General features: G+C 30.7%; 20 protein-coding genes. 17 read left to right on the top strand and 3 right to left on the bottom strand.

From position 1 onward, the window contains the following. Positions 1-9: 9 nt before the first annotated feature. From tssD to A8C32_RS21435, 5 genes are all read left to right on the top strand, one after another. Positions 10-309, top strand: a complete 300-nt coding sequence (tssD, locus tag A8C32_RS21255) for a type VI secretion system tube protein TssD (protein WP_069829632.1) — start codon at positions 10-12, stop codon at positions 307-309. 14 nt (positions 310-323) lie between these two features. After that, positions 324-740, top strand: a complete 417-nt coding sequence (locus tag A8C32_RS21260) for a hypothetical protein (RefSeq protein WP_276205022.1) — start codon at positions 324-326, stop codon at positions 738-740. Positions 741-744: 4 nt separating this feature from the next. After that, positions 745-1,851, top strand: coding sequence for a D-Ala-D-Ala carboxypeptidase family metallohydrolase (locus A8C32_RS06485; RefSeq protein ID WP_069829634.1), 1,107 nt, complete (start codon positions 745-747; stop codon positions 1,849-1,851). Between the two features lie 149 nt (positions 1,852-2,000). After that, a complete protein-coding gene (locus A8C32_RS06490) occupies positions 2,001-2,528 on the top strand; it encodes a hypothetical protein (RefSeq protein WP_123803343.1) in 528 nt (175 codons plus the stop codon). 177 nt (positions 2,529-2,705) lie between these two features. After that, positions 2,706-3,275 (top strand): outer membrane beta-barrel protein, encoded by a 570-nt coding sequence (locus A8C32_RS21435; protein WP_083253274.1) that lies wholly within the window; start codon positions 2,706-2,708, stop codon positions 3,273-3,275. Between the two features lie 67 nt (positions 3,276-3,342). On the opposite strand, the gene A8C32_RS06500 is transcribed toward A8C32_RS21435, so the two are convergent. Both A8C32_RS06500 and A8C32_RS06505 read right to left on the bottom strand, forming a co-directional pair. Continuing rightward, positions 3,343-4,695 (bottom strand): DEAD/DEAH box helicase, encoded by a 1,353-nt coding sequence (locus A8C32_RS06500; RefSeq protein WP_069829637.1) that lies wholly within the window; start codon positions 4,693-4,695, stop codon positions 3,343-3,345. A gap of 47 nt (positions 4,696-4,742) precedes the next feature. Further along, positions 4,743-5,633, bottom strand: a complete 891-nt coding sequence (locus A8C32_RS06505) for an aldose 1-epimerase family protein (protein WP_069829638.1) — start codon at positions 5,631-5,633, stop codon at positions 4,743-4,745. Positions 5,634-5,714: 81 nt separating this feature from the next. On the opposite strand from A8C32_RS06505, the gene pabB reads away from it, so the two are divergent. The 8 genes from pabB to A8C32_RS06540 all read left to right on the top strand — a co-directional run bounded on the left by pabB (position 5,715) and on the right by A8C32_RS06540 (position 15,594). Continuing rightward, on the top strand, positions 5,715-7,016 hold the full coding sequence (gene pabB, locus A8C32_RS06510; RefSeq protein WP_069829639.1) for an aminodeoxychorismate synthase component I: 1,302 nt from the start codon (positions 5,715-5,717) through the stop codon (positions 7,014-7,016). Positions 7,017-7,218: 202 nt separating this feature from the next. Beyond that, complete coding sequence (locus A8C32_RS20180) at positions 7,219-7,341, top strand: four helix bundle protein (protein WP_240491703.1); 123 nt, start codon at positions 7,219-7,221, stop codon at positions 7,339-7,341. A 149-nt stretch (positions 7,342-7,490) separates the two neighbouring features. Further along, on the top strand, positions 7,491-8,816 hold the full coding sequence (gene tilS / locus A8C32_RS06515; protein WP_069829640.1) for a tRNA lysidine(34) synthetase TilS: 1,326 nt from the start codon (positions 7,491-7,493) through the stop codon (positions 8,814-8,816). A 37-nt stretch (positions 8,817-8,853) separates the two neighbouring features. Beyond that, positions 8,854-10,473, top strand: coding sequence for an adenine deaminase (ade, locus tag A8C32_RS06520; protein WP_069829641.1), 1,620 nt, complete (start codon positions 8,854-8,856; stop codon positions 10,471-10,473). A gap of 108 nt (positions 10,474-10,581) precedes the next feature. Next, positions 10,582-11,541: a YheT family hydrolase gene (locus A8C32_RS06525; protein WP_069829642.1), complete on the top strand. Its 960-nt coding sequence runs from the start codon at positions 10,582-10,584 to the stop codon at positions 11,539-11,541. Positions 11,542-11,783: 242 nt separating this feature from the next. Further along, positions 11,784-12,245: a (2Fe-2S)-binding protein gene (locus tag A8C32_RS06530; protein WP_069829643.1), complete on the top strand. Its 462-nt coding sequence runs from the start codon at positions 11,784-11,786 to the stop codon at positions 12,243-12,245. 22 nt (positions 12,246-12,267) lie between these two features. Continuing rightward, positions 12,268-14,424: a xanthine dehydrogenase family protein molybdopterin-binding subunit gene (locus tag A8C32_RS06535; protein WP_069829644.1), complete on the top strand. Its 2,157-nt coding sequence runs from the start codon at positions 12,268-12,270 to the stop codon at positions 14,422-14,424. A gap of 624 nt (positions 14,425-15,048) precedes the next feature. Further along, positions 15,049-15,594, top strand: a complete 546-nt coding sequence (locus A8C32_RS06540) for a hypothetical protein (RefSeq protein WP_123803345.1) — start codon at positions 15,049-15,051, stop codon at positions 15,592-15,594. Positions 15,595-15,694: 100 nt separating this feature from the next. Here the strand turns inward: A8C32_RS06540 and A8C32_RS06545 are convergent, their stop codons facing one another. Beyond that, a complete protein-coding gene (locus tag A8C32_RS06545) occupies positions 15,695-17,905 on the bottom strand; it encodes an Ig-like domain-containing protein (RefSeq protein WP_069829646.1) in 2,211 nt (736 codons plus the stop codon). A 371-nt stretch (positions 17,906-18,276) separates the two neighbouring features. On the opposite strand from A8C32_RS06545, the gene A8C32_RS06550 reads away from it, so the two are divergent. The 4 genes from A8C32_RS06550 (at position 18,277) to A8C32_RS06565 (ending at position 24,534) form a co-directional block, all read left to right on the top strand. Beyond that, on the top strand, positions 18,277-20,571 hold the full coding sequence (locus A8C32_RS06550; protein WP_069829647.1) for an FdhF/YdeP family oxidoreductase: 2,295 nt from the start codon (positions 18,277-18,279) through the stop codon (positions 20,569-20,571). 184 nt (positions 20,572-20,755) lie between these two features. Then, positions 20,756-23,269, top strand: coding sequence for a nitrite reductase large subunit NirB (gene nirB / locus A8C32_RS06555; protein WP_069829648.1), 2,514 nt, complete (start codon positions 20,756-20,758; stop codon positions 23,267-23,269). Positions 23,270-23,553: 284 nt separating this feature from the next. Beyond that, positions 23,554-23,934, top strand: coding sequence for a nitrite reductase small subunit NirD (gene nirD, locus A8C32_RS06560; RefSeq protein ID WP_069829649.1), 381 nt, complete (start codon positions 23,554-23,556; stop codon positions 23,932-23,934). Between the two features lie 15 nt (positions 23,935-23,949). After that, positions 23,950-24,534 (top strand): DUF4202 domain-containing protein, encoded by a 585-nt coding sequence (locus tag A8C32_RS06565; RefSeq protein WP_069829650.1) that lies wholly within the window; start codon positions 23,950-23,952, stop codon positions 24,532-24,534. The last annotated feature ends 6 nt before the right edge of the window (positions 24,535-24,540 follow it).

Raw genomic sequence — 24,540 nt, forward strand, 5'->3', positions numbered from 1 at the left:
TTGAAAAAAATGGTACAAGCAAAATTATTTATTTTAGGTCTGGAAATAGAATTACTCAGGACTAACATGCATTATTATAGAGAAATAAGAATAAATGGAAAACCAGCAACCGAAATTATGGGTGGTTTAATTAGTGTTTGTTTTGCTACAGGAGAAAACACAGACCAAATTTTACATTGGATGACCAAAGAAAGTAAAGACAATACCTGGGAAGAAGTTGATAAAATGGAAAAAACAAAGTCTGTTTTTATGAAAATGGATTTGATTATCCATCAACAAAAACGTATAAATTCAATGATGCTCATTTAATCTACTTTAAAGAGATATTTAATGCTGAAGAAGAAGAACCTATGCAAACCATTTTAACAATTTCACCAGCCATTCAAAACTACGGTGTAGACTTTGTAAAAAGATGGAATGTAAGTTGGATTTCTCCAAGTGAGAGAATGCCTTATGAAGCAATGGAAAACAATGATGAACCAAAACTAATTGAGTATCACTTTGAGGATGAAAAAGGAAATAGAATAGACAAGAATGAAATTAACATTGGTGAAATTATTTATTTGAAGATTAATACAAAAAATGCTATTGGGAAAAGTTTACAAATAAATTTAGATGATAACTATAAAGACTTTGAACATAATGGTAATACACTAATAAATGATGTATTAAATAATATCAAAATCACAGACGATACTTGTAAAGTACAGTTAAAAGCAGTAAAACAAAAAGAAGAATAACATTATGGGAAAAATATCTATAATTAACTATCCTAATCAAACTTTAGAAGTAACATTCCCAAGAGTTACTGACGTAATAACAATTGATATTTATGATGATGTTGAAGGGCTAACCCTAACTAATAAATCTAATAACTATGGATTTAGTACAGGAGTTAGTGATAATGAAAAAAAACTTTCAAGTTTAATTCAAGAAACTGGTTATTTTGAAATTGAAATTCATACCAATAGTGGAGGAATATATACTAAAGAAATCGAAATCTTATTTTTAGATACTACAATTATTTTTAATAAAATTAATTACGATTTTGAAATAAAAAGGGTTAATGAAGAATGTCAAAAAATTGAAAATGATGGTACAAATTTACTTTCAACTTCATTTATCTCAACAGATATTGTAAAATTACAATTTCGAGAGTTAAAAAATTATGATTTACTAAAAGATGGTTTTAGTTTTGACGACATTATATGGGAAACAAAAGGGCTAACTGAAAATGATGGAACTGTTGATTTAGAGGAAAGTGGTGATAACGCAATACATAGTTTTACACCTAATCCAATAAACAGACCAACTGAAAGACCTGTTAGAACAAGAAATTTAGCAATAAGCTATAAAACTTCAATAACAATTATAGGATTAAAAAAAGAATTCACTTTAGAACAAGACCAAGTAGATATATTAAGGCAGGAATATGTTGATTTTGGGATAACATTTCAACCTCAAAGAAGTAATGTATATAGAGATAATGGAGCTTGGAATGTTGGAAACTATGATTATATTGTAACGGAAAGTGATGATAATCATTTTCAAACTATTTATGACGCAATAGTAAGTAACTGGGAAGCCAAAGGCTATACTGATGGGATCACGGTGTCAAGTGCTTATAGAAATCCAAGAAGAAATCCTGGAGTAATAAATAGTAGACATTTAAGAGGATTGGCTTTAGATATATACCCTCAAGGTGTTATAACACTTCAACGTTGGTTAGATTTAAGAACCTCTGGAAATGAAGTTACAGAAGTAAACGGTGTAAATGCACATTGTGATAGATCTGGGACTTTTGTTGATGATAATTGTTCTCTTGCAAATCATATACATGTGCAATGGTAAAATCATATTTTATACTTTTCGCATTAATAATTTTAACTAACTGTAAAAATAATTATAAGAAAGAGGTTAGTTCTAAAAATGAAAAACATTTAACTACAATAAACAAAATAGAAAATGATACAATTAATCTATTGCATAAGTCAAAAACATTGAATTTAATTAACGTTTTTTTTTCTTCAAATGTTATTAGCGTTAATGATTCAATTTATATTAACAACAATTATTTAGCTCCTTTTTATGGTTCGAATAAAAATAAAACGTCATTTAGCAAGTACTCAACTTTATTAGAGGTAGAGGGAAATAAATTTAGGATTGAGTTATCTAAAGATTTTAAAACGACTCATATATCGCTTGGTCGATGTAATATAATCAATGATGAGTTATCAGAAAGAATAGGAGAATTTAATTATATAACAGAGTATTTATATTTAATTGATGGAGGAGAGACCCAGTTATGGAAATTATATTGTACAAAATACAATTTAATTGTGTTGGGCTTTAATAAATATGCTAATATAGCTTCAATTAATTGTAATTATGAAGGTGAAGAATTACCATTGTTTTTTAGAGATGTTATTATTACTGAAAAAGAAAATTATAAAAAAGGATTTTCATCTTTGAGTTTTAATTTTAGGTTTGAAAATATGTTAGAAAAAATGAATTTAATTTGCGAATAATTATTAACGTTACTTAATTAAAGCCGAAGGGGGGTATTATAAAAACCCGACTAAATTACAATTGGGGTTAAATAAAAAGGAGTTAAGTTTTGAATTAAAGTAAGATACAATTAATCATTTAATTATAGAAAATAATGACACAATAAAATCTTTTAAAATAAACTATAATAATTTAGTATTTCAAAAAATAAATTAACGTTAGGAGGGAGTCTTAATTTTGATCATAATAATACTGAAAACGAATATTCTAATTCTAAAAACCATTTATGGGGTATAAATCCAGATATAGGGTATGCTGTAAATAAAAATTTTATATTAGGAATAGGAGCAGGTTTTGATTTTTTTAAAAACAAAAATGAATATTCAAGCTCAAACAACGTTAATTATGAAACAAAATCTCATAGATTTAGTGTTTTTCCATATTTAAGAAAATATTTTTCTATAAGTGAAAAACTAGCTTTTAACCTTGAGGGAGGATTAACGTTTTCTATACGCTGGAATGAAAATGCAAGAATAGAGAATTCAATTATCGATATGGATAAATCAACAACAATTAGTTTCTCTGTAGGAATAACTCCAGGTATTACATATCAATTATTTAATAAGGTTTATTTATATAGTAACTTGGGTAATATAGGTTATTTTAAAAATGAAAATGAAAGAGAAGATGAGATATCAAAGTCTGATAGTTTTAACTTTAATGCGTTTACAAAAAATCTGAATTTTGGACTTTTTGTTACTCTATAAAAAAATACTCATACTAAAAACGGGAATTGATATCTTATCAATTCCCGTTTTAATTATATTTAATATTTTATTTCCTCTTATTACGTTTATTATAATTCTTATCACCTCGAGTTTTAGGTTTTTTATATTTCGCAGCAATTTTAAATTTATAAGAACCACCTAAATTCTCTTTAGAATTTTTTTCAGATTTTTCATGAAAAGCAGGACCGGGAGCGTCTTCATCTTTTCGTTTAGTAGGGTTGTTGCGTTCTTTTATTTGTGGACGTTCTTCTTCAATAAGCTCGTTCGAAATTTCAATAACATTAGGGATTTCCTTTAAAGGAATAGTCATTTGCATTAAATTTTCAATGCGTTCGATAGATTCTTGCTCTTTTTCAGTAGAAAAAATTAAAGCTTCACCCTTACGTTCAGCACGACCAGTTCTACCAATACGGTGCATATAGTTTTCAGGAAAATCTGGCGTATCAAAATTAATAACGTGAGATACATTATCAATATCTAAACCACGCGCCATCACATCTGTAGCAACTAAAATTCTATTAAAACCTTCTCTAAATTGCTCAATACTACGTAACCTGTAATTCTGCGTTTTGTTAGAGTGAATAACACATAATTCATCATGAAACAATTCATCTAACTTTTCAAACAAACGATCTGCCATACGTTTATAGGCGACAAAAATTAAGACTTTGTTGTAATGTTCTGTATCATTTAACAAATGCGTTAATAGATTAACTTTAGTATTGAAATTTGGAACATTATAGCGTTGTTGAGAAATATTGTCCAGCGGTGTACCAGAAACAGCAATAGAAACACGTTCTGGAGATTTAAAAAAATCGTTAATTAAAACATCAACATCTTGAGTCATAGTTGCCGAAAACATGATGTTTTGTCTTTTTCCAGGCAGGATATCAAAAATATTAATAAGCTGGTGTCTAAAACCTAAATCTAACATCACATCAACTTCATCAATCACCAATTTCTGGATGGTCTTTAGTTGTAAAACTCTACTCAATGCTAAATCGTAGAATCGACCAGGTGTTGCCACTAAAATATCTATACCTTCTGCAATGGCTTTCTTTTGTGTATTAATATTTGTGCCACCATACACGCCTAAAACCCTATTGTTAATATATTTTGAAAGCTTTTCTATTTCATCTACCACTTGCACAACTAATTCACGAGTAGGTACTAAAACCAAAACCCTAGGAGTTTCCTGCATAGAAAACTTTAAGTTTTTAAGAATAGGTAACATGTAAGCAAAGGTTTTACCCGTACCTGTTTGTGCAATACCAACAACATCTTTACCAGAACTAACAACATTAAATGCCTGTTCTTGAATAGGAGTAGGGGTTGTAAAGCCTAAGTCGTTTAAGGCGTTATAAAGCGGTGTATTTAAGTTTAAGTCTAAAAAGCTCAAAATAGTAATATTTAGCCAGCAAAGTTAAGCTTATTATTCTATTATGTTTAAGCTAAATGGTTATTATGTATTTCTATATTGTAAGATGCTACAAATGTTTTGCTGGCATATAAGCTAATTATACCTTCTTTTTCTTTTATATTTTGATTCGTAATCTCACTATCAGCAATGCCTAACCAAGGTTCAATACAAACATAATCACCGTTAGGTTTGGCCCAAATGCCTAAATATGGAAAATCATTAAAACGAACAGAAAGTATTGCACCATGTTTATTGCTTTTTAAAGTGACTTTTTTAGATTTTAAATCTTTAAAAATAAGCGCATCATTATTAAATAATTCATGTTTTAATGGAATTTGATTAGACGTATTAAAAATGACTTTTTCTTTAGAAGACACCAGTTGGTTATCCATGTTAATAAGATGTGTTTTAGAATGCTCTACATGTTCAAATTCTAAAATATAATCCTCATAATTTTCATTTTCATATAAAGGACATTTAAAAGCAGGGTGTCCACCAACAGAGAAGTACATCGTTTTATTATCAATATTTTTAACCGTATAAATAACTTCAATAATAGTATCATGAAGTTTATAGGTGATATAAAACTCAAACATAAATGGATATATTTTCAATAAATCCTCATTAGACGTTAATTTAAATGTCAAACTATTTTTAGTTTGTTCATGCAATATAATATGATCGTTCCGTCTAACGAAACCATGTTTAGGAAGTATATATTCTTGGCCTTCATAAAAGTAAGTTCCTTTTTTTAATGCACCAATTATAGGGAATAGGTTTGGCGAATAACTTCCCCAAATAGCATGATCTGCATGCCACATAAAAGAAGCGGTGTTTTTAACAGCTTTAATTTTACATAGTTCTGCACCAGTTTTTTTTACAACTATTTTGAGTTTATCATTTTGTAACGTATACATGCTATCCAAATTTAAAGTAATGTACAAAAATCTTCATTTTTTAAGTATTCTAAATTAACTTTGTTTCATAATATTTTTCTATTGAGGACAATCAAAATTAATAAGTTAGAAGATACTGTTAGATTTAAAAATCAAATTTTGATTTGGGCACAACAATTTGAAGATGTGGTTTGGTTAGATTCTAATAATTACGAACAAAAATATTCTAATTATGATGCTGTTTTAGCGGTTGATGCTTTTACAGGCATTCAAACAGACTATCATCAGGGTTTTGAAAAACTTAAGGAATATCAAACAAATGTAAACGATTGGATTTTTGGGTATTTAACCTACGATTTAAAAAATGATGTAGAAGTACTAGAATCTAATAATTTTGATGGCTTACAATTTCCAGATTTATATTTTTTTCAACCTAAAAAACTCTTTTTATTTAAAGGTGATCAAGTTGAAATTCAATATTTAAAAGTTGTATACGATGAGCTGGAAGAAGACTTAAAAAACATCGGTCATTGCGAGGAGGTACGACGAAGCAATCTAACAAATGCTACCAACAACATAAAAATAAAACTTCGTATTCATAAAGATGAATATTTTGAAAAGGTAAATAATATGTTAGACCATATGCATCGTGGATATATATATGAAGCTAATTTTTGTCAGGAATTTTATGCTCAAGATACCGTAATAAACCCTATAGAAACTTATTTAAAACTCAATAGCATATCTAAACCGCCTTTCGCATCTTTTGTAAAACTGCAAGATAAATATGTATTAAGTGCCTCTCCAGAGCGTTACATAAAAAAGGATAAACAATCTATTATATCCCAACCTATAAAAGGAACAGCTAAACGCTCTATTAATGTATATGAAGATGAAGTGCTAAAGTTTAATTTGTTAAAAGACGAAAAGGAACGTAGCGAAAACATAATGATAGTAGATTTAGTGCGTAACGATCTATCTAAAACAGCACTTAAAGGTACTGTAAGGGTTGAAGAATTATGCGAAATTTATACATTTGACCAAGTACATCAAATGATTTCTACAGTAACATCGAAAGTAGAAGCCCAAACACATCCTGTAGATATTATTAAGAGTACATTCCCAATGGGGAGTATGACGGGTGCTCCTAAAATTTCGGCAATGCATATTATTGAAGATTTAGAAGAAACCAAACGAGGTGTGTACTCAGGAGCTATAGGCTATTTTTCTCCAACAGGGGATTTCGATTTTAATGTGGTTATAAGAACTATTTTATACAATCAAACCAAGAAATATGTGTCGTATTCTGTAGGTGGTGCTATTACAGCAAAAAGCAACCCTTTAAAAGAGTATGAAGAGTGTTTGGTAAAAGCTAAAGCGATGCGAGAGGTTTTGGAGGGTTAGTGGTGGAATAGAAGGAAAAGGGGAAATAAAAAAAGGAAAAAAGAGATTAGAGGTAAGTAAAAGGGAATGTAGAAAAAGTTTAAAGTTGTAGTTTTGTATTATGAAGAATTATCGTGATTTAATTGTTTGTCAAAAATCGATGCAAATGGTAATTTTGGTATATTAACTTTTAAAGCAATTTCCAAATGACGAAAAATTTGGATTGACGTCCCAAATAAAAAGATGCTCAGTTTCAATTCCTTCAAATATAACTGAAGGCTATGGTCGAAACTATCGAAAAGATTATATAAGATTTTTAAATATTTCTAGAGGTTTTTTTATATGAAATGTAAACGCAGTTTCAAATAAGTGTAAATTTGAATTTTATAAATGAAAAAGAATTAAAGGAGATTAAAGAATTATCAATAGAAGTTAAAAAGATGCAAAATTCTTTGATTAAGAAGTTAGCTATCTAATCCCTCATTAATTAACAACTTGTATAAGCTCATAGAAAATCATATCACTCAAAATCTCCCTTTCCTAAAAGAAAGTAAAACCCTTATTGCTATTTCTGGAGGAGTAGATAGTGTTGTATTGGCATATTTATCACATAAACTGAATTTAAATATAGCTTTAGCACATTGTAATTTTAATTTACGAGGAAAAGAAAGTGATGCAGATGAAGATTTTGTATTCAAATTAGCGGAAGAACTCAATTTAGAAGTATTTGTTGAACATTTTGATACAGAGAAATACGCCAAAGAAAGCAAGCAATCTATACAAATGGCTGCTCGTGAGTTACGTTATAATTGGTTTGATGAATTAGCAAAGCAATTACAATTTGATTATATTTTAACAGGACATCATGCAGATGATAATTTGGAAACTTTTTTAATCAACCTCACAAGGGGTACGGGTTTAGAAGGTTTAACAGGTATTCCCGAAGTTAACAATAAATTTGTAAGACCCCTTTTACCATTTTCTAGAGAACAAATTGAGACTTTTGCAAAAGATAATGTTATAAGCTGGCGTAACGATAGTAGTAATGCTTCAACGAAGTATTTGCGGAACAAGTTGCGTCATGATGTAATACCTATTCTAAAAGAAATAAATCCTAACTTACTTCAAAGTTTTCAAAATACACTTAATAACTTAAGTGACACGGCAGATATTATAGAAGAAAGTACTGCTACTGTTTTAAAACAAGCTATTGAAACTAAAGACAGTGAGTCTATAGCGTATAAAATTTCAGAATTTAAAAAACTTAAGAACCCTAAAGCCTATCTATTCGAAGCTTTTAAAACTTATGGATTTACCGAATGGGATGATGTTGCGAATTTGTTAGATGCACAATCTGGAAAACAAGTATTTTCAAGAACCCATCGCTTAATAAAAGATAGATCACACTTCTTACTAAGTAAAATTCCTCCAGAAATAATTGAAGGAGATATAAAACAAGATGTATCAATTTTAGAAAATGATGATAAGGTAGAAATACCTTTAGGTACGCTGTTTTTAGAAGAAGTAGAGGCTGTTTTAGATAAGTCCCCTAATACAATATACGTAGATAAAGAATTATTAAAATATCCTTTAATATTAAGAAAAAAAACAGAAGGAGATATCTTTTACCCGCTAGGAATGAAAGGGAAAAAGAAACTTAGTAAGTATTTTAAAGACGAAAAACTATCTTTATTAGATAAAGAAAATACGTGGTTATTATGCTCTGGAGATGCTATTGTATGGGTGGTGAATAGACGTGCAGATAACCGTTATAGAGTCACAGAAAAAACCAAAAATATTCTAAAAATTAAATTGGACTAATGCTTTCCTTTGGAGAGATGTCCACATGACAGAAAGGATGAAACTACAAGGAAACATAGTAGATATAAAAAACAAGCGCATTTTTAAAGGAGAAGTAACCTTTAAATATGGTAGAATTTTATCTGTTGAAGAAAAAAATCATGATATAAACCATTATATATTACCAGGGTTTGTAGATGCACATATTCATATAGAAAGTTCGATGTTAGTGCCAAGTGAATTTGCGAAACTAGCAGTAACTCATGGTACGGTATCTACAGTTTCAGATCCACATGAAATTGCCAATGTATTAGGTGTTGAAGGTGTAGAGTTTATGATAGATAATGGCAAGAAAACGCCATTTAAATTCAATTTTGGAGCCCCATCATGTGTGCCAGCAACCTCTTTTGAATCGGCAGGAGCTGTTATAAATTCAGAAGACATAAAAATACTCCTTGAAAATCCAGAGATTAAGTACCTGGCAGAAATGATGAATTATCCTGGAGTCTTGTTTGATGATGATGAAGTTTTAAAAAAAATAGCTTGGGCAAAGCATTATAATAAACCTGTTGATGGGCATGCACCAGGTGTAAGAGGTGATGATATTACAAAGTATATTGATGCAGGCATATCCACAGATCACGAGTGCTTTACATATGAAGAAGCTATAGAAAAACTTCAAAAAGGCATGAAAATATTAATTCGAGAGGGGAGTGCAGCCAAAAATTTTGAAGCCCTTATCGATTTATTACCAGAGTATTTCGAGAACATGATGTTTTGTAGTGATGATAAGCATCCAGACGATTTAATGATTAGCCATATTAACGCATTATGTGCTAGGGCAGTTTCAAAAGGAATTGATGTTTTTAAGGTCTTACAAGTCGCATGTATAAACCCCGTGAAGCACTATAATTTAGATGTGGGGTTATTGCAAGTAGGCGATCATGCCGATTGTATTGTAGTAGAAGATTTAAAAGATTTTAAAACCCTTCAAACTTATATTGATGGGAATTTGGTTTTTAACAACGGAAAATCAATGATAGCGCCAGTTGCATTTAATAACCTGAATAATTTCAATTGTAATAAAAAAGAAGTTTCAGATTTTAAAGTAGTATCTTCAGCAAAAAAAATTCGAGTTATTGAAGCATTAGAAGGTCAATTAGTTACCAACGAACTTATTGAAGATGCTTTAATTGAAAGCGGAAATTTAGTATCTAATACCGAAACAGATATTTTAAAAATGACCGTTGTTAACCGCTATAACGACGATAAACCAGCTGTAGCATTTATTAAAAATTTCGGATTAAAAGAAGGTGCTATAGCATCATCCGTAGGTCATGATTCTCATAATATTATTGCAGTAGGAGTAAGTGACGAAGAAGTGTGTAAAGCAGTTAATTTACTCATTGAAAATAAAGGCGGTATTTGTGCAATTTCTAATTCCGTAGAAAAAATAGTGCCATTACCTGTAGCTGGTATAATGAGTGATAAAGATGGTGAAACTATAGGTAAACAGTATGCAGAACTTGATGCCATGGCAAAACAATTAGGAAGTACATTACAAGCCCCTTATATGACGTTATCATTTATGGCTCTATTAGTTATCCCATCAATTAAATTAAGTGATAAAGGATTGTTTGATGGAACAGACTTTAAGTTTACTAGTTTAGAAGTTTAATTGGTTGTTAAATAGAGATTCAGAGAACTGAAAAATGTTATGAAAACTTTAATTTTAATGGAAACAACTGAGAACTGAAACTGAACACTAAATATCGAATACTAAAGCATGCCCATACTAGAGTCAACCTACAAACCACCATTTTATTTTAAGAATGGATTTATTTCAACAGTATATTCAGGATTAGTAAGACGTGTTTCTGGTGTTAACCAAGAACGCGAACGCATTACTTTAAAAGATAATGATTTTTTAGATTTAGATTGGAGTTATTCCAAAGAAAAAACAAGTAAACTAATTATACTATTACATGGTTTGGAAGGTGACGGACAACGCCCTTATATGACTGGAGCTGCTAAACTTTTTAACACGAATACTATTGATGCAGTATGTGTGAATTTTAGAGGCTGTAGTGGAGAAGATAATTTAAAATTTAAAAGCTACCATTCTGGAGCAACAGAAGATCTTGAAGCAGTAATAGAGCATGTTATTTCAAAGAATAAATACTCAGAAATATATTTAAAAGGTATTAGTTTAGGAGCTAATATAATTTTGAAATACTTAGGAGAACGAAATGTAGTACCGCAAGAAATAAAGGCTGCCATAGCAGTTTCTGTACCTTGTTATTTAAAGGGTTCTTCAAAAGCTTTGCATACACCTAAAAATAGATTATATCATGATCGATTTTTAAAACATCTACTTGATAAAATAAAGATTAAACAAGAGAAATTTCCAGAATTATTAAATGAAGAAGATTTTAAATCTATCAAAAAATTAATAGATTTTGATAATATTTATACAGCAAGGGCACATGGTTTTAAAGATGCTTTAGAGTATTATGAAAAAAATAGCAGCTTACAATTTCTTCCAAAAATAAAAACACCTACATTAATTATAAATGCTTTAAATGATTCATTTTTATCACCAGAATGTTACCCTGTTAAAGAAGCTAAAAACAATACGAATCTTTATTTAGAAATGCCAGAATACGGAGGGCATGCAGGGTTTGTTGATAAAAAAAATGTGTATTATAATGAAAAACGAGCTTTGGAGTTTGTACTTCAATATTAATGAGATTAATAACTTACAAGTAATTTCTTTTAAAATGCTAAATTTTGTTTGAATTTTCTTTAAAAATGATTTTTTTTCATAGAAATACTATTTTTAGTTTATTAAAACTATGTTAAACGTTAAAAAACTCCCAAAAGAGATTACATTTTTTTGTAATTTGAGAACTATTCTAATTAAAACCAAAAATATTATATTGTTATTAATGTTATAATATTTGGTCTAAACTCTATTTCTATATAATCATGCCAACATTTAATTTAAAAATCAATAACGAAACCCATACTGTTGAAGCAGATATGGACACACCCTTACTTTGGGTGTTAAGAGATCAATTAAACTTTGTAGGTACTAAATTTGGCTGTGGTATTGGCCAATGTGGTGCTTGTACTATTCATATAGATGGAAATGCTATGAGAAGCTGTTTACTTCAAGTATCTCAGGCAGAGGGAATGAATATTACAACTATAGAAGGGCTTTCAAAGGACGGAGACCACCCAGTTCAACAAGCGTGGAAAGAAGTAGATGTACCACAATGTGGATATTGTCAAGCAGGACAGATTATGACAGCTTCTGCTTTTTTAAAGAATAACCCCAATCCAAATGAAACTGAAATAAGAAATGCCATGCATGGTAATATTTGCAGATGTGCAGCTTATAATAGTATTGAAGAAGCAGTTAAAGTGGCGGCAAAAAAAATAAGTTAATAAACCTATAAATATAAAAACAATGACACCTTCAAAAAAAATAGCATTTAGTAGAAGATCGTTCTTAAAAACATCAGCATTAGCTGGTGGAGGTATATTAATAGGTTTTAATGTACTTAATGCATGTAATCCAAAGGCTGAGATGCCAATAGATATTAGTAAGTTAAATTTTAATGATTTTAATGCCTTTATAAAAATTTCAGATGAAGGTAAAATAACCATATTTTCACCAAACCCAGAAATAGGGCAAGGTGTTAAAACATCTATGCCAATGATTATAGCTGAAGAGTTAGATGTAGCATGGAAAGATGTTTATGTTGTTCAAGCACCTTTAGATACTAAAAATTATACACGTCAAGTAGCAGGAGGAAGTCAATCTATAAGAAAGGGTTGGGAAGCCTTGAGACAAACAGGGGCTACTGCAAAGCAATTGCTAGTAAATGCTGCTGCTGCAAAATGGGGTGTAGATGCATCAGAATGTAACGTTAAAGAAGGCATTATAACTAATGCTAAGGGTGATAAATTAGGATACGGAGATGTTGTTAAGGAAGCCGCATTATTAGAAATTCCAGAAAATGTATCATTAAAAGATACTAAAGATTTTACTATTATTGGAGAACAAATAGGTAATGTAGATATAGATAAAATTATAACAGGAAAACCTTTATTTGGTTTAGACTATAAAGAAGAAGGCATGCTTTATGCCTCTGTTTTAAGACCTCCTGCATTTGGACAAGTTTTAGAATCTTTTGATGATTCAGGAGCTAAAAGTGTTTCAGGAGTATCTCAAGTACTTAAGTTTGGTAATAAAATTGCAGTTTTAGCTAATAGTACATGGGCGGCAATGAAAGGGAAAAAGGCTTTAAAAGCAAATTGGAAGCAAGAATCTCAAGCGGAAAGTACAGCGTTTCATGATACTAAGTTATTAGAAATATTAAACGGAAAAACCTTTGATACACGTAGAAAAGATGGAGATGTTAAAGAGGCATTTGCTAAAGCTGATAAAGTTTTAGAACGTATTTATGAGTCTCCTTTTTTACCACATAACTGTATGGAACCTATGAATTTCTTTGCTAACGTAAAAGATGAGAAAATCCATTTGGTAGGACCTATACAAACACCAGCAGGTACAGCAAAACGTGTTGCAAGGCATCTTAAAAGAGAAGAAAATGAAGTATTTCTGGAAATGACCAGAATGGGAGGTGGTTTTGGAAGACGCTTATATGGTGATTTTGTTTTAGAAGCAGCAGAAATTTCAAGTTTATCAAAGAAACCCGTAAAAGTGGTGTTTTCTCGTGAAGATGATATGACGGCAGGAACGTACAGACCTGCTATTAAATATAAAATAGCAGCATCTATTAAAGATGGTAAATTAACAGGGTATCATTTAAAAGAAGCAGCTGTTAATAATAATATGTATGGCTTAATTCCTAATTTTTTCCCAGCTGGAGCTGTCGAAAATTATCAAGTAGATACAACTAATTATAAAAGTAATATTACTACGGGAGCTTGGAGAGCACCATATACAAACTTTTTGGCAAGTGCAGAGCAAAGCTTTTTTGATGAATTAGCAGAGCTTATGGGAGTAGATCGTATTAAGTTGCATATGGATTTACTAGAGCAAGTAAAAACGAACCCAAATCCAAAAGTTGAATATAGTCCAGATAGATTACAAAATGTAATCAAATTGGCAGTAGAGAAATCCAATTGGGGGAAATCTGAAAAAGGCGTTTATCAAGGTTTCTCAGTATATTATTGTCATAATACACATGTTGCTGAGGTAGCCGATATTACTATGGAAAACGGTATTCCAAGCGTTAAAAAAGTAACTTGTATTGTAGACTGTGGTATTGTTGTAAATCCTTTAGGGGCAACGAATCAAGTTAAAGGAGGAGTTATTGATGGCATAGGGCATACTATGTATTCCGATTTTTCATTTAATAATGGGGTACCCGAATCTAATAACTTTAATAGTTATCAATTAATACGTATGGGACAAACACCAAAGGTTGATGTTCATTTTGTAGAAAGCGATATAGATCCTACAGGTTTAGGAGAACCTACTTTACCTCCAATAGGTGCAGCTGTAGCTAATGCTATTTATAAAGCAACAGGAAAAAGGCTCACTAAGCAGCCTTATATGAGTAATTTGAATGTAGATAAAAAGGTTATGGGCTAGAGTTGTATATGTTTATGTAAAATATTTAGACATGAGACTTAATAAATATATTTAATCATACTAATACCAGTCTCATAGTATATTAAGCTGTACTAATTTGTGACTAATTAGTATAAATAAAACTAAAACCACATAAAAACAAAAGCTTTTACATTTCTGTAAAAGCTTTTGTTTTTTACTTACTTCGCTATAGAAAATTTTAAGGAACGGGTAGGAGGTTGCTTAGAGATATGTATACTGGAATAGCGACACTTTGTTTTTTTAATTCATTTAAAAATTAGGACTGTGGTGTAAAAATAGTTAATTCAAAAGTAATAAAGTTTTGACTAGATCTTTCGTTACAAATAGCACTAGGAAACTCTAGCGGCAATGACATACTATAATCGAATGAATCTAATTTACCACCAGTGGGAGGAGTTATTAGCTTATGCTATTTATGGAATAACAAGGAAATACGAACTAAGTAATCTTATATAGTAACTAGAATGTAGATGTAAGATAAGGTTATAAGATAGTTATACATTTATGTAAAATATAATGATTAACGTGAAATTTATTAAACTTATTTTAATCATATTATTGCTATTAATTAATAGTACAAAAGTTTTGTCTCAAGAACAAATTATGGAAAATAAAATAGAAAAAATAAAAGCTTTAGGAAAGGATTCTATTGTTAAAATAGCTTATAACATTTTAGAAAAAAAGTATCCAACATTAAAAATTAATTTAAACAATTTTGAAATAACAACTTGGTCTAATAAGAAGGAGATTGTCGTTAATTTTAAAAGGCATATCACGTTTATTCCGTTGGGGAGAAATTCAAGTGATTTTAATTACAATTTCCTTATTAATATGATAACTGAAGATGTTAATACCTTAAATTACGGGAGAATTTCAAGTTTTTATATACCAACAGAAGAAGAAGTTAAGAAAATTGAGTTTGTAAAAAAAGCGTTTAATTTGCCTCGTTTAGGATTTGATAATGAAATATCTGAAGAAACAGATATGTATGTAGTGCGAATTAGTAATGATGACGCTTTTGGGATTTATCACATAGATAAAATCACTGGAAAGGAAATCCTAGGATCTATAGAGGGGAGTTATGAATCACCTCCAGAAATAGAACAGGATATAATTAATGAAGATCCATTAATAGAAATAAAAGAATAAATCAATAGTATTTAAAATAAAAAAAGCCAGCAATTGCTGGCTTTTTAGCGACTTCTAATTTTAGAGATATCTTATGTCATTAGTTCTTCTCAGGTGATTATTAGTCTTTTTTAATTAATTTTATTGTCTTATTAACTCCATTTTTTTTTGTAAAGTTAAGAAAATACATACCTTCTTTCAAATTTTTAGGAGAAGAGATATTAAGTTCTTGAATATTTTCTTGAAGTTCTTTGTAATAAACGATTCGACCATGGATATCCATAATATTCACCTTTTGTATACCTTCTTGATTAAACCTTAGTTTAATTTTATTTTGAAAAGGATTAGGTGAGATGCTAATGTCTTGATTTATTGTTTTTACCAGATTATCTTTACTGATATTTAAGATATTTAAATTTCTATTATAAGTAGTCCAAGTAATATCATCAATAGCAATATGGTTTTGCTTATTTGTAGCTGAATTATTTTTTAATTCTATAGTAATATTACCAGCAATATCGATATCGTTTACTTCAAAAGTATAAAGATCTGTACCGTTATTATGAGTACTAGTTCCTACTACATCTCCGTTTATTAATAATTCTAAAATATGAGCTGTTCCAGCTACTCTATCTTTACATTTAACAGAAAAAGAAGAAATACCACCAGCGATAGGAGTAGACTTAACACCTGTTTTTCCACTTCTAAAATAAATGTCTTTAGAGTTTTTTACATTATTAGAAGATCCTTTAGCAGCAATTATATTCCATACAAAGCTATTATCTCCAGTATAAGTTTCGTTACCCCATCCGGTAAGTGTCATATTGCTAAAAGTTTCAGTATAAGATTGTCCTGGTGTAGGGTTCCCTCCTCCAGTAACAGTTACGGTTGAGGTTGCAGTTTTATTACCATCAATAGTAGTAACAGTGACTATTGCAGTACCAGCAGATATAGCAGTAACTCTTCCATTAGCGTTAATTGAAGCAACAGAGGTGTTGTTTGAAGACCAAGTCACCGATTTATTACTAGCATTGTTAGGTAAAACAGTTGCATTTAAATTTTTTGCCTTCCCTACACTAAGAGCTACCAATGTTGGTGCTAGTAATACTTCTGTTGCATTAACAGGGATTGTATTATCGCCTATGTTGACAGCATACAATGTTCCTCCAGATGGAGCTCCACCACTAAAAGCAGGAAAGTTATCAATACGTTCTTGTATAGATAAACCTAATTTTTTAGGTCCAAAATACACTTTACTATTATCAGACCATGGCGTACGACTACCATAATTATGATTATCTTGAACGCATTTATTTTTATAAAGGTAATTCGGTTTATCTGAGTTTCTATGTTTTGTAGACCATGGACCCATTATTGCAAAATAGATAGGTTTACCATTTTCTGTTTCAGGAAATGGTCCTTTTTCACCTCTTTCTAAAGGAGGCATATCAGATGGTAGTGTTATTCTATTGTTTGAGATAAGGTTATTACCAGCATCACCAGAATGGAAGCTGATTTCTTGTTTAAAATCATTGTCATATACAACATTATATTCAACATTACTTCCTTGAAGAGAAATATGTCTTAAATGCGTGATTTCACATCCTGTAATAAGATTGTCTCTTCCTTGAATGAAAAAATAACCTTCGGCTCCTCCAGCTTTCCTTTTACACCCATCGACAATTAAATCTCTAAATGTATTATGATCTGCAGGGCATCTTAAAGGGTCTTTAGCGCTATTAATTATGCTTACTTTGTCTAACCAGCAATCTTTAGTTGTTCCAGTAAGTTTTATAGAAACATTAGAATTACTAAATTCTTTATTAGCATCTAAACTATAGTTCCAAGGGTATTTTGGAGTATCCCAGCTTCCTTTAATTGTTAAATTATAGATTCCACATTTTTGAACATCTCTAAAAGAAAACGCATCATTGTTATTCATAGTAATAGTACATACTACACCATTTCTACTCTCTCCTTGTAGAGAAACATTAGATTTCATGGTAATTGATTTGTTAATATTATAATCACCATTAGATAATTTAATCAATCCTTTTTGTCCTCCAGATAAATCATTTGCCATGTTTAGTATTTCAGCATTAATTTTATCACTATTACCTTCAGTAATCGTTTTAACAATATTGAAGCTATTTATAAAAGGAATACCTCCTCTTACACCAGCATTAGCCCATCTTGCCATTTGTGGATAGTCACTATCAAACTTACTTTGGTCAATAGTCACTCCAGGATCACCAACTCTTAATTGGGCTTGACTTGGAAAAAATGTTATGTAGAGCATGAACATAAGTAAAAATTCTAATTGTTTTTTCATAATGCTTAATTTGGGCTTTATATTATTTAATGATATGTTTATCTACGATAACTGACTATAAAATGGACTACAAAAAAAAGTAATTATCTTACAAAATAGGGCGTGTTGTTTAAAATCATGAGATTAATTTTGGTTATTGTTTAGGGAAAGAGTAATAAATAAGAGTTTGATGATTTTTAAAGGTGTATCCTTTTTGGATGACTCGCTATTAAGTGTTTAAAGATTGTGTGAGTTTGGAGAGTTTACTTAATATGTTTTATTGGTTTTGATTTTGTTAGATAGCTTATTGAAAAGCTTTTAATTATTATATTAGAAATAATTAATTTAAAAAAGTATATTTACTTAAATTAGAATTAATTTTAAGAATTAGGATGGGTAAATTATCAGAGAAAAAAGCAATACCACCAGAAGCGTTTAGTGATTTAATTGTAAAAAATCCACCAAAAAACAGTGTTGGTTTAGGAGCTGTAAAGGCAGCAATAGGTCATGCTGCTAAGTATATGAAACCTGCTGATGCATTGAAGCTATCTCTAAAAATAAATCAAAAAGGTGGTTTTGATTGTCCTGGTTGTGCATGGCCAGATCCAGATGATGAGCGTTCTGTTTTAGGTGAATATTGTGAAAATGGTATGAAAGCCATTGCAGAAGAAGCACAGAATAAAACAATCAATCGGGAATTTTTTGCAAAGCATTCTATAGACGAGCTGTCGAATTTATCAGATTTTGAAATAGGTAAATCAGGACGATTAGCAGAACCTATGTTACTTGCAGAAAGTGGAACACATTATATACCTATTTCTTGGGAAGCCGCTTTTAAAAAAGTAGGAAAGTATTTAAATACACTTAGCGATCCAGATGAAGCTGTATTTTATACATCAGGGAGAACAACTAATGAGGCGGCTTTTTTGTATCAACTTTTTGTTAGAGAATATGGGACATCAAATTTGCCAGATTGTTCTAATATGTGCCATGAAGCTAGTGGAAAAGCATTAACAGAAACTCTAGGTATAGGAAAAGGTTCGGTTACTTTAGATGATTTATATAAAGCAGAATTGGTAATGGTTATTGGGCAAAACCCAGCAACAAACCATCCAAGGATGCTTACAGCTCTTGAAAAAACTAAAAAGAATGGAGGTAAAATAGTAGCAATAAATCCACTTCCTGAAGCAGGACTTATAAAATTCACGAATCCTCAAAACCCAATTAAACTATTAACGGGAGGTACTAAATTAGCCGATGTATTTGTACCTATTACAATTAATGGTGATGTGGCTTTTGTAAAGGCAATTCTTTTAAAACTTTTAGAAAAGGAAAAACAAAAAGGAGGAGTATTTGATCAAACTTTTATTGAAGCTCATACAGATGGTTATGAGTCTTTTATAAATGATTTGAAAACCTATAATTTTCAAGCATGCCTTGAAGCTTCTGGTGTTTCTCAAGATATTTTTGATGATGTTTTTAATTTAATTTTAAATAATGATAAAATCATTATTTGTTGGGCAATGGGGCTAACTCAGCATCAAAATGCAGTAGATAATATTAGAGAATTAGTAAATCTACTATTATTAAAAGGAAGTATTGGAAAGGAAGGGGCAGGAACTTGTCCAGTGCGAGGACATTCTAATGTTCAGGGAGATAGAACAGTTGGCATATGGGAAGCAGCTCCTCAAACATTTTTAGATAAAATTGAAAATAAATATGGATTTAAACCAACTGCTAAACATGGCTATTCGGTTATAGATGCGATTAAAGCCATGTATGAAAAGAAAGCGAAAGTATTTTTTGGATTGGGAGGTAATTTTATTTCTGCAGTTCCAGATACAGCATATGCCGCTCAAGCATTAGCTAATTGTAATTTGACAGTGCATGTTAGTACAAAATTGAATCGCTCTCATTTAGTTACAGGAAAAGAAGCATTGATTTTACCTTGTTTAGGACGTACGGAGAAAGACTACCAAAAAACAGGAGAGCAAGTGCAGAGTGTGGAAAATTCGATGGGTATTGTATCGTCTACAAAAGGGATTCTAGAACCATGTTCAAGTGCTTTGTTGAGTGAAGTGGCAGTTGTTTGTGGTATAGCGCATGAAACATTAAAAGATAGAACTAAAATTAATTGGCTTGCGTATAAAGATGATTATAATTTAGTGCGAGAAGATATTCAAGAAGTAGTTTCTGGGTTTGATGATTATAATAAACGTTTAAAACAGCCTTCTGGGTTTTATTTGCCTAATGGAGCACGTGTTAGAGACTTTAAAACGAAAACAGGAAAAGCAAATTTTTCAATTAATAAGCTTCCAGATTGGAAGCTTAAAAAAGATGAATTAATAATGATGACTATACGTAGTCATGATCAATTTAATACCACTATTTATGGGTTAAATGATAGGTATCGTGGTATTTTTAATGAACGTCGTGTTGTTTTAATGAATCGAGAAGACATGAAAAGGAGAGGGTTGAATGAACATCAAGTAGTGAATTTGAAATCGGAATTTAATGGAGTTATTAGAAAGGCTAATAAATTTAAGGTTGTAGGGTATGATATCCCTAAAAATTGTTGTGCAACTTATTTTCCCGAGACAAATGTACTTGTGTCTTTAGATAGTTTTGCGCATACAGCTAAAACACCAGCTTCCAAGAGTGTAATAATAACGATAGAGGCAAGTTAATAATAAAGTAGATTAATTATAAATTGACTTTTTCGCCTATCTAAAAGCTATTTTTTACTTTATAGTTAATTATACTTATATCAATTTGAGAAATTGATAATAATCGTTATTCTACGTAAAATTCTTTAAAAAAAGACTTTAAAATACGTATAAATACTTAGTTTTGTATTCAAATACGTAATTTATGAAAAATATTATTGTTGTTGGTAATGGAATGGTTGGTTATAAATTTTGTGAAAAGTTTGTAGCAAAATCAGCAAGTAAGGACTTTAAAATTACTGTTTTTGGTGAAGAGCCAAGACCTGCTTATGATCGTGTTCATTTAAGTGAGTTTTTTGAAAATCAAGATGCTAAAGCTCTTGAAATGGCTCCAGCAGAATGGTATGCAGATAATGGTATTGAATTAATAGTAGATGAACGTGTTACAGATATTCACAGATCTACAAAAAAAATTACTACAGTTAAAGATCGTGAGTTCTCTTATGATTATTTAGTATTAGCTACAGGTTCTTCGGCTTTTGTACCGCCAATTAAAGGTGTAGAAAAAGAAGGCGTATTTGTATATAGAACAATTGAAGATTTAGAAGGTATGCTTGCTTATGCCGATAAACTTAAAAAAGAAAAACCAAATGCAAAAGCAGCAGTTCTTGGTGGAGGTTTATTAGGTTTAGAAGCGGGTAAAGCTGCAATGGATATGGGATTAGAACCGCATATTGTTGAGTTTGCATCTAAACTAATGCCTAGGCAATTAGATTTAAGAAGTAGTCAAGTATTACAATTAAAATTAGAATCTATAGGATTAAATATTCATTTAAGTAAAGCGACTAACCAGATTTTGGGAGATAAGGCCATTACTGGAATGGAGTTTGGAGAGGATGATGTATTAGATGTCGATATGCTAATTATTTCGGCAGGTATTCGTCCAAGAGATGAGCTAGGAAAAACTTGTGGTCTTGAAATGGGCGTTCGTGGAGGAATTGTTGTTGATAATAAAATGCAAACATCTGATGAAAATATTTATGCTATTGGAGAGATTGCACTATACAACCAAATGATTTATGGTTTAGTAGCACCTGGTTATGATATGGCTGGTGTGGCTGTAGATCAAATTTTAGGTGAGGTAGAAGCATTAATGCCTGATGAAATAGATATGTCTACCAAATTAAAATTAATTGGAGTAGACGTAGCTAGTTTTGGTGAACCTTTTATGCCAGCGTCAAAAGGACATTCTATTATTTTTGAAAATAAAACACAGTATTTATATAAAAGAATAAACGTAAGTCTTGATGGTAAATCATTGCTTGGAGGTATTTTAGTTGGAGATGCTTCCGATTATAATATGTTACATCAAGTATATTTAAATGGAATGGCTATTCCTGAAGATCCTTCGCAATTAATTTTACCAGCTAGTGAAGGCGGATCGTCATTTGGTAGTGTTCTTGATTTACCAGATACTGCACAAGTATGTTCTTGCGAAAGTATTTCTAAAGGTGATATTTGCTGTTCTATTACAGAAGACGATTGTAATAATTTAGGTGATGTTATAGAAAAAACAAAAGCAACAACAGGTTGTGGTGGTTGTAAACCTATGGTTGTAGATTTAGTAAATGAGACATTAAAATCTTTAGGTAAAGAAGTTAAAGAAACCATTTGTGAACATTTTAGTTTTAGTAGACAGGAGCTTTACGATTTAATAAAAATCAATAAAGTAGCCGATTACGAAGAAACGCTTAATTTATTTGGAGATGGTCATGGTTGTGAGATTTGTAAGCCATTAGTAGCATCTATTTTTGCTACAATTACTATGGAAACTCCAAACCGTCAACCCGTTATTCAAGATACAAACGATAGATTTTTAGCAAATATTCAACGTAATGGCACTTACTCTGTAGTGCCAAGAATTGCTGGAGGAGAGATTACTCCAGACAAATTAATTGTTATTGGTGAGGTTGCTAAAAAATACGATTTATACACTAAAGTTACTGGTGGACAACGAATCGATTTATTTGGAGCACAGTTGCATCAGTTACCACTTATTTGGAAAGAATTAATTGATGCTGGTTTCGAAAGTGGTCATGCTTATGGAAAGTCATTACGTACTGTAAAAAGTTGTGTAGGTTCTACATGGTGTAGATATGGTATGCATGAAAGTGTAACCTTTGCTATTGATATTGAAAATAGATATAGAGGATTACGTTCGCCTCATAAATTAAAAGGCGGTGTATCAGGATGTATTAGAGAATGTGCAGAAGCTAGAGGAAAAGATTTTGGATTAATTGCAGTCGATGGCGGATGGAACTTATATGTATGTGGAAATGGTGGAGCAACTCCTAAACATGCTGTATTATTGGCAGAAAAATTAGATGATGAAACTGTTGTAAAATATTTAGATAGATTCTTGATGTACTATATACGCACTGCAGGTCCTTTAGTAAGAACAGCGCCTTGGTTAGATAAATTAGAAGGAGGGATAGAATATTTAAAGCAAGTGGTTATTGAAGATTCTTTAGGTATTGCTGAAGAGTTAGAACAAGAAATGCAAGGACTTGTAAATAGATATGAGTGTGAGTGGAAACAGGCTATTGAGAATCCAGAAATGATGAAACGTTTTAAGCACTTTGTGAATTCGGATGATACTGATGATAATTTAGTATTTGTACCTATGCGTGATCAAAAAATGCCAAAAGCTTGGAGTTAGATATTGAGTGTTATTAAAAAAAAGATATAACAAGAAAATAAATTCACTAAAGGCGAGTTGCGTTAAGGATTGCAGTGAAAATCCTTTTTAAAGTATTGAAACGTCATTGCGAGGTAATTTTTCTTTGACGTGGCATTTGTTAATCGATAAAAAAGGATATCAGATCGTTTTCCTTCTCGTCATAAACAAGAAAAAAGGGTTTTTAAAAAGATTGTAGCGAAAAACCCGACCTTTTAGGTAACGCCCTAAGAAAATAATTAGATTAAAAATAACACATTGTAATTATGCAAGAAGATATACTTAAACAATACGAAACAGTAACAGAGGGTAATGTAAAAGAATGGTTTGAGGTTGGTAAAGTATCTGATTTTCCAGAAAATAGTGGTGCCTGTATTAAACATAAAACCAAGCAAATAGCGGTTTATAATTTTACTAGAACAGGGAAGTGGTATGCGAGCCAGAATTTATGTCCGCATAAAATGGAAATGGTGCTGTCTTTAGGGATGATAGGTGATAAGGATGGTGTGCCTAAAGTGGCTTGCCCGATGCATAAAAAGAATTTTTCTTTAGAAGATGGTTCTAATCTTGCTGGAGAAGATTTAAAAATTGCAACCTATCCTGTTAAAATTGAAGCAGGAAATGTGTATATTGGCTTTTCAGATTAATATTTTTGAAAATTCATGGAGCCAACTCGATTTGAAACAGCTATTGCATTAATAGATAAAAAAAACTCGGAAGATATAAACGCATACCATATTTATGGGTTAGAGTACCCTAAAGAATTGTTGTATTCGCAACGTATGTCTAGGAAATTATTACAGTTTAAACCTAATGCATCAAAAGCATTACAAATAGCTGCAAGAGCACAACATATTTGTAGATGGAAGATAGCTAGAGATGAGTATCCTATGGATCGTGTAGGGTATTTGAAATGGAGAGAAACTCTTAAAAAAATGCATGCAGAATTAACTTCAGAAATTCTTACTCAGGTAGGTTATGATGCTGAATATATTGATAGAATTTCTTTACTTATTAATAAAAAATTAATTAAGAAGAATAAAGAATCTCAAGCATTAGAAGATACCATATGTTTGGTGTTTTTAGATTATTACTTTGAAGAATTTGCAGCTAAGCATAATGATGAGAAAGTAATAGATATACTAAAAAAAACCTGGATTAAAATGTCTGATGAAGGCCATGAAGAGGCTTTAAAACTTAATTTTTCGGATAAAAGTTTATCTTTAGTAAAACAAGCTATTTCTTAAATAATA

This window comes from Flavivirga aquatica, from assembly GCF_001747085.1.
GTDB lineage: Bacteria > Bacteroidota > Bacteroidia > Flavobacteriales > Flavobacteriaceae > Algibacter_C > Algibacter_C aquatica.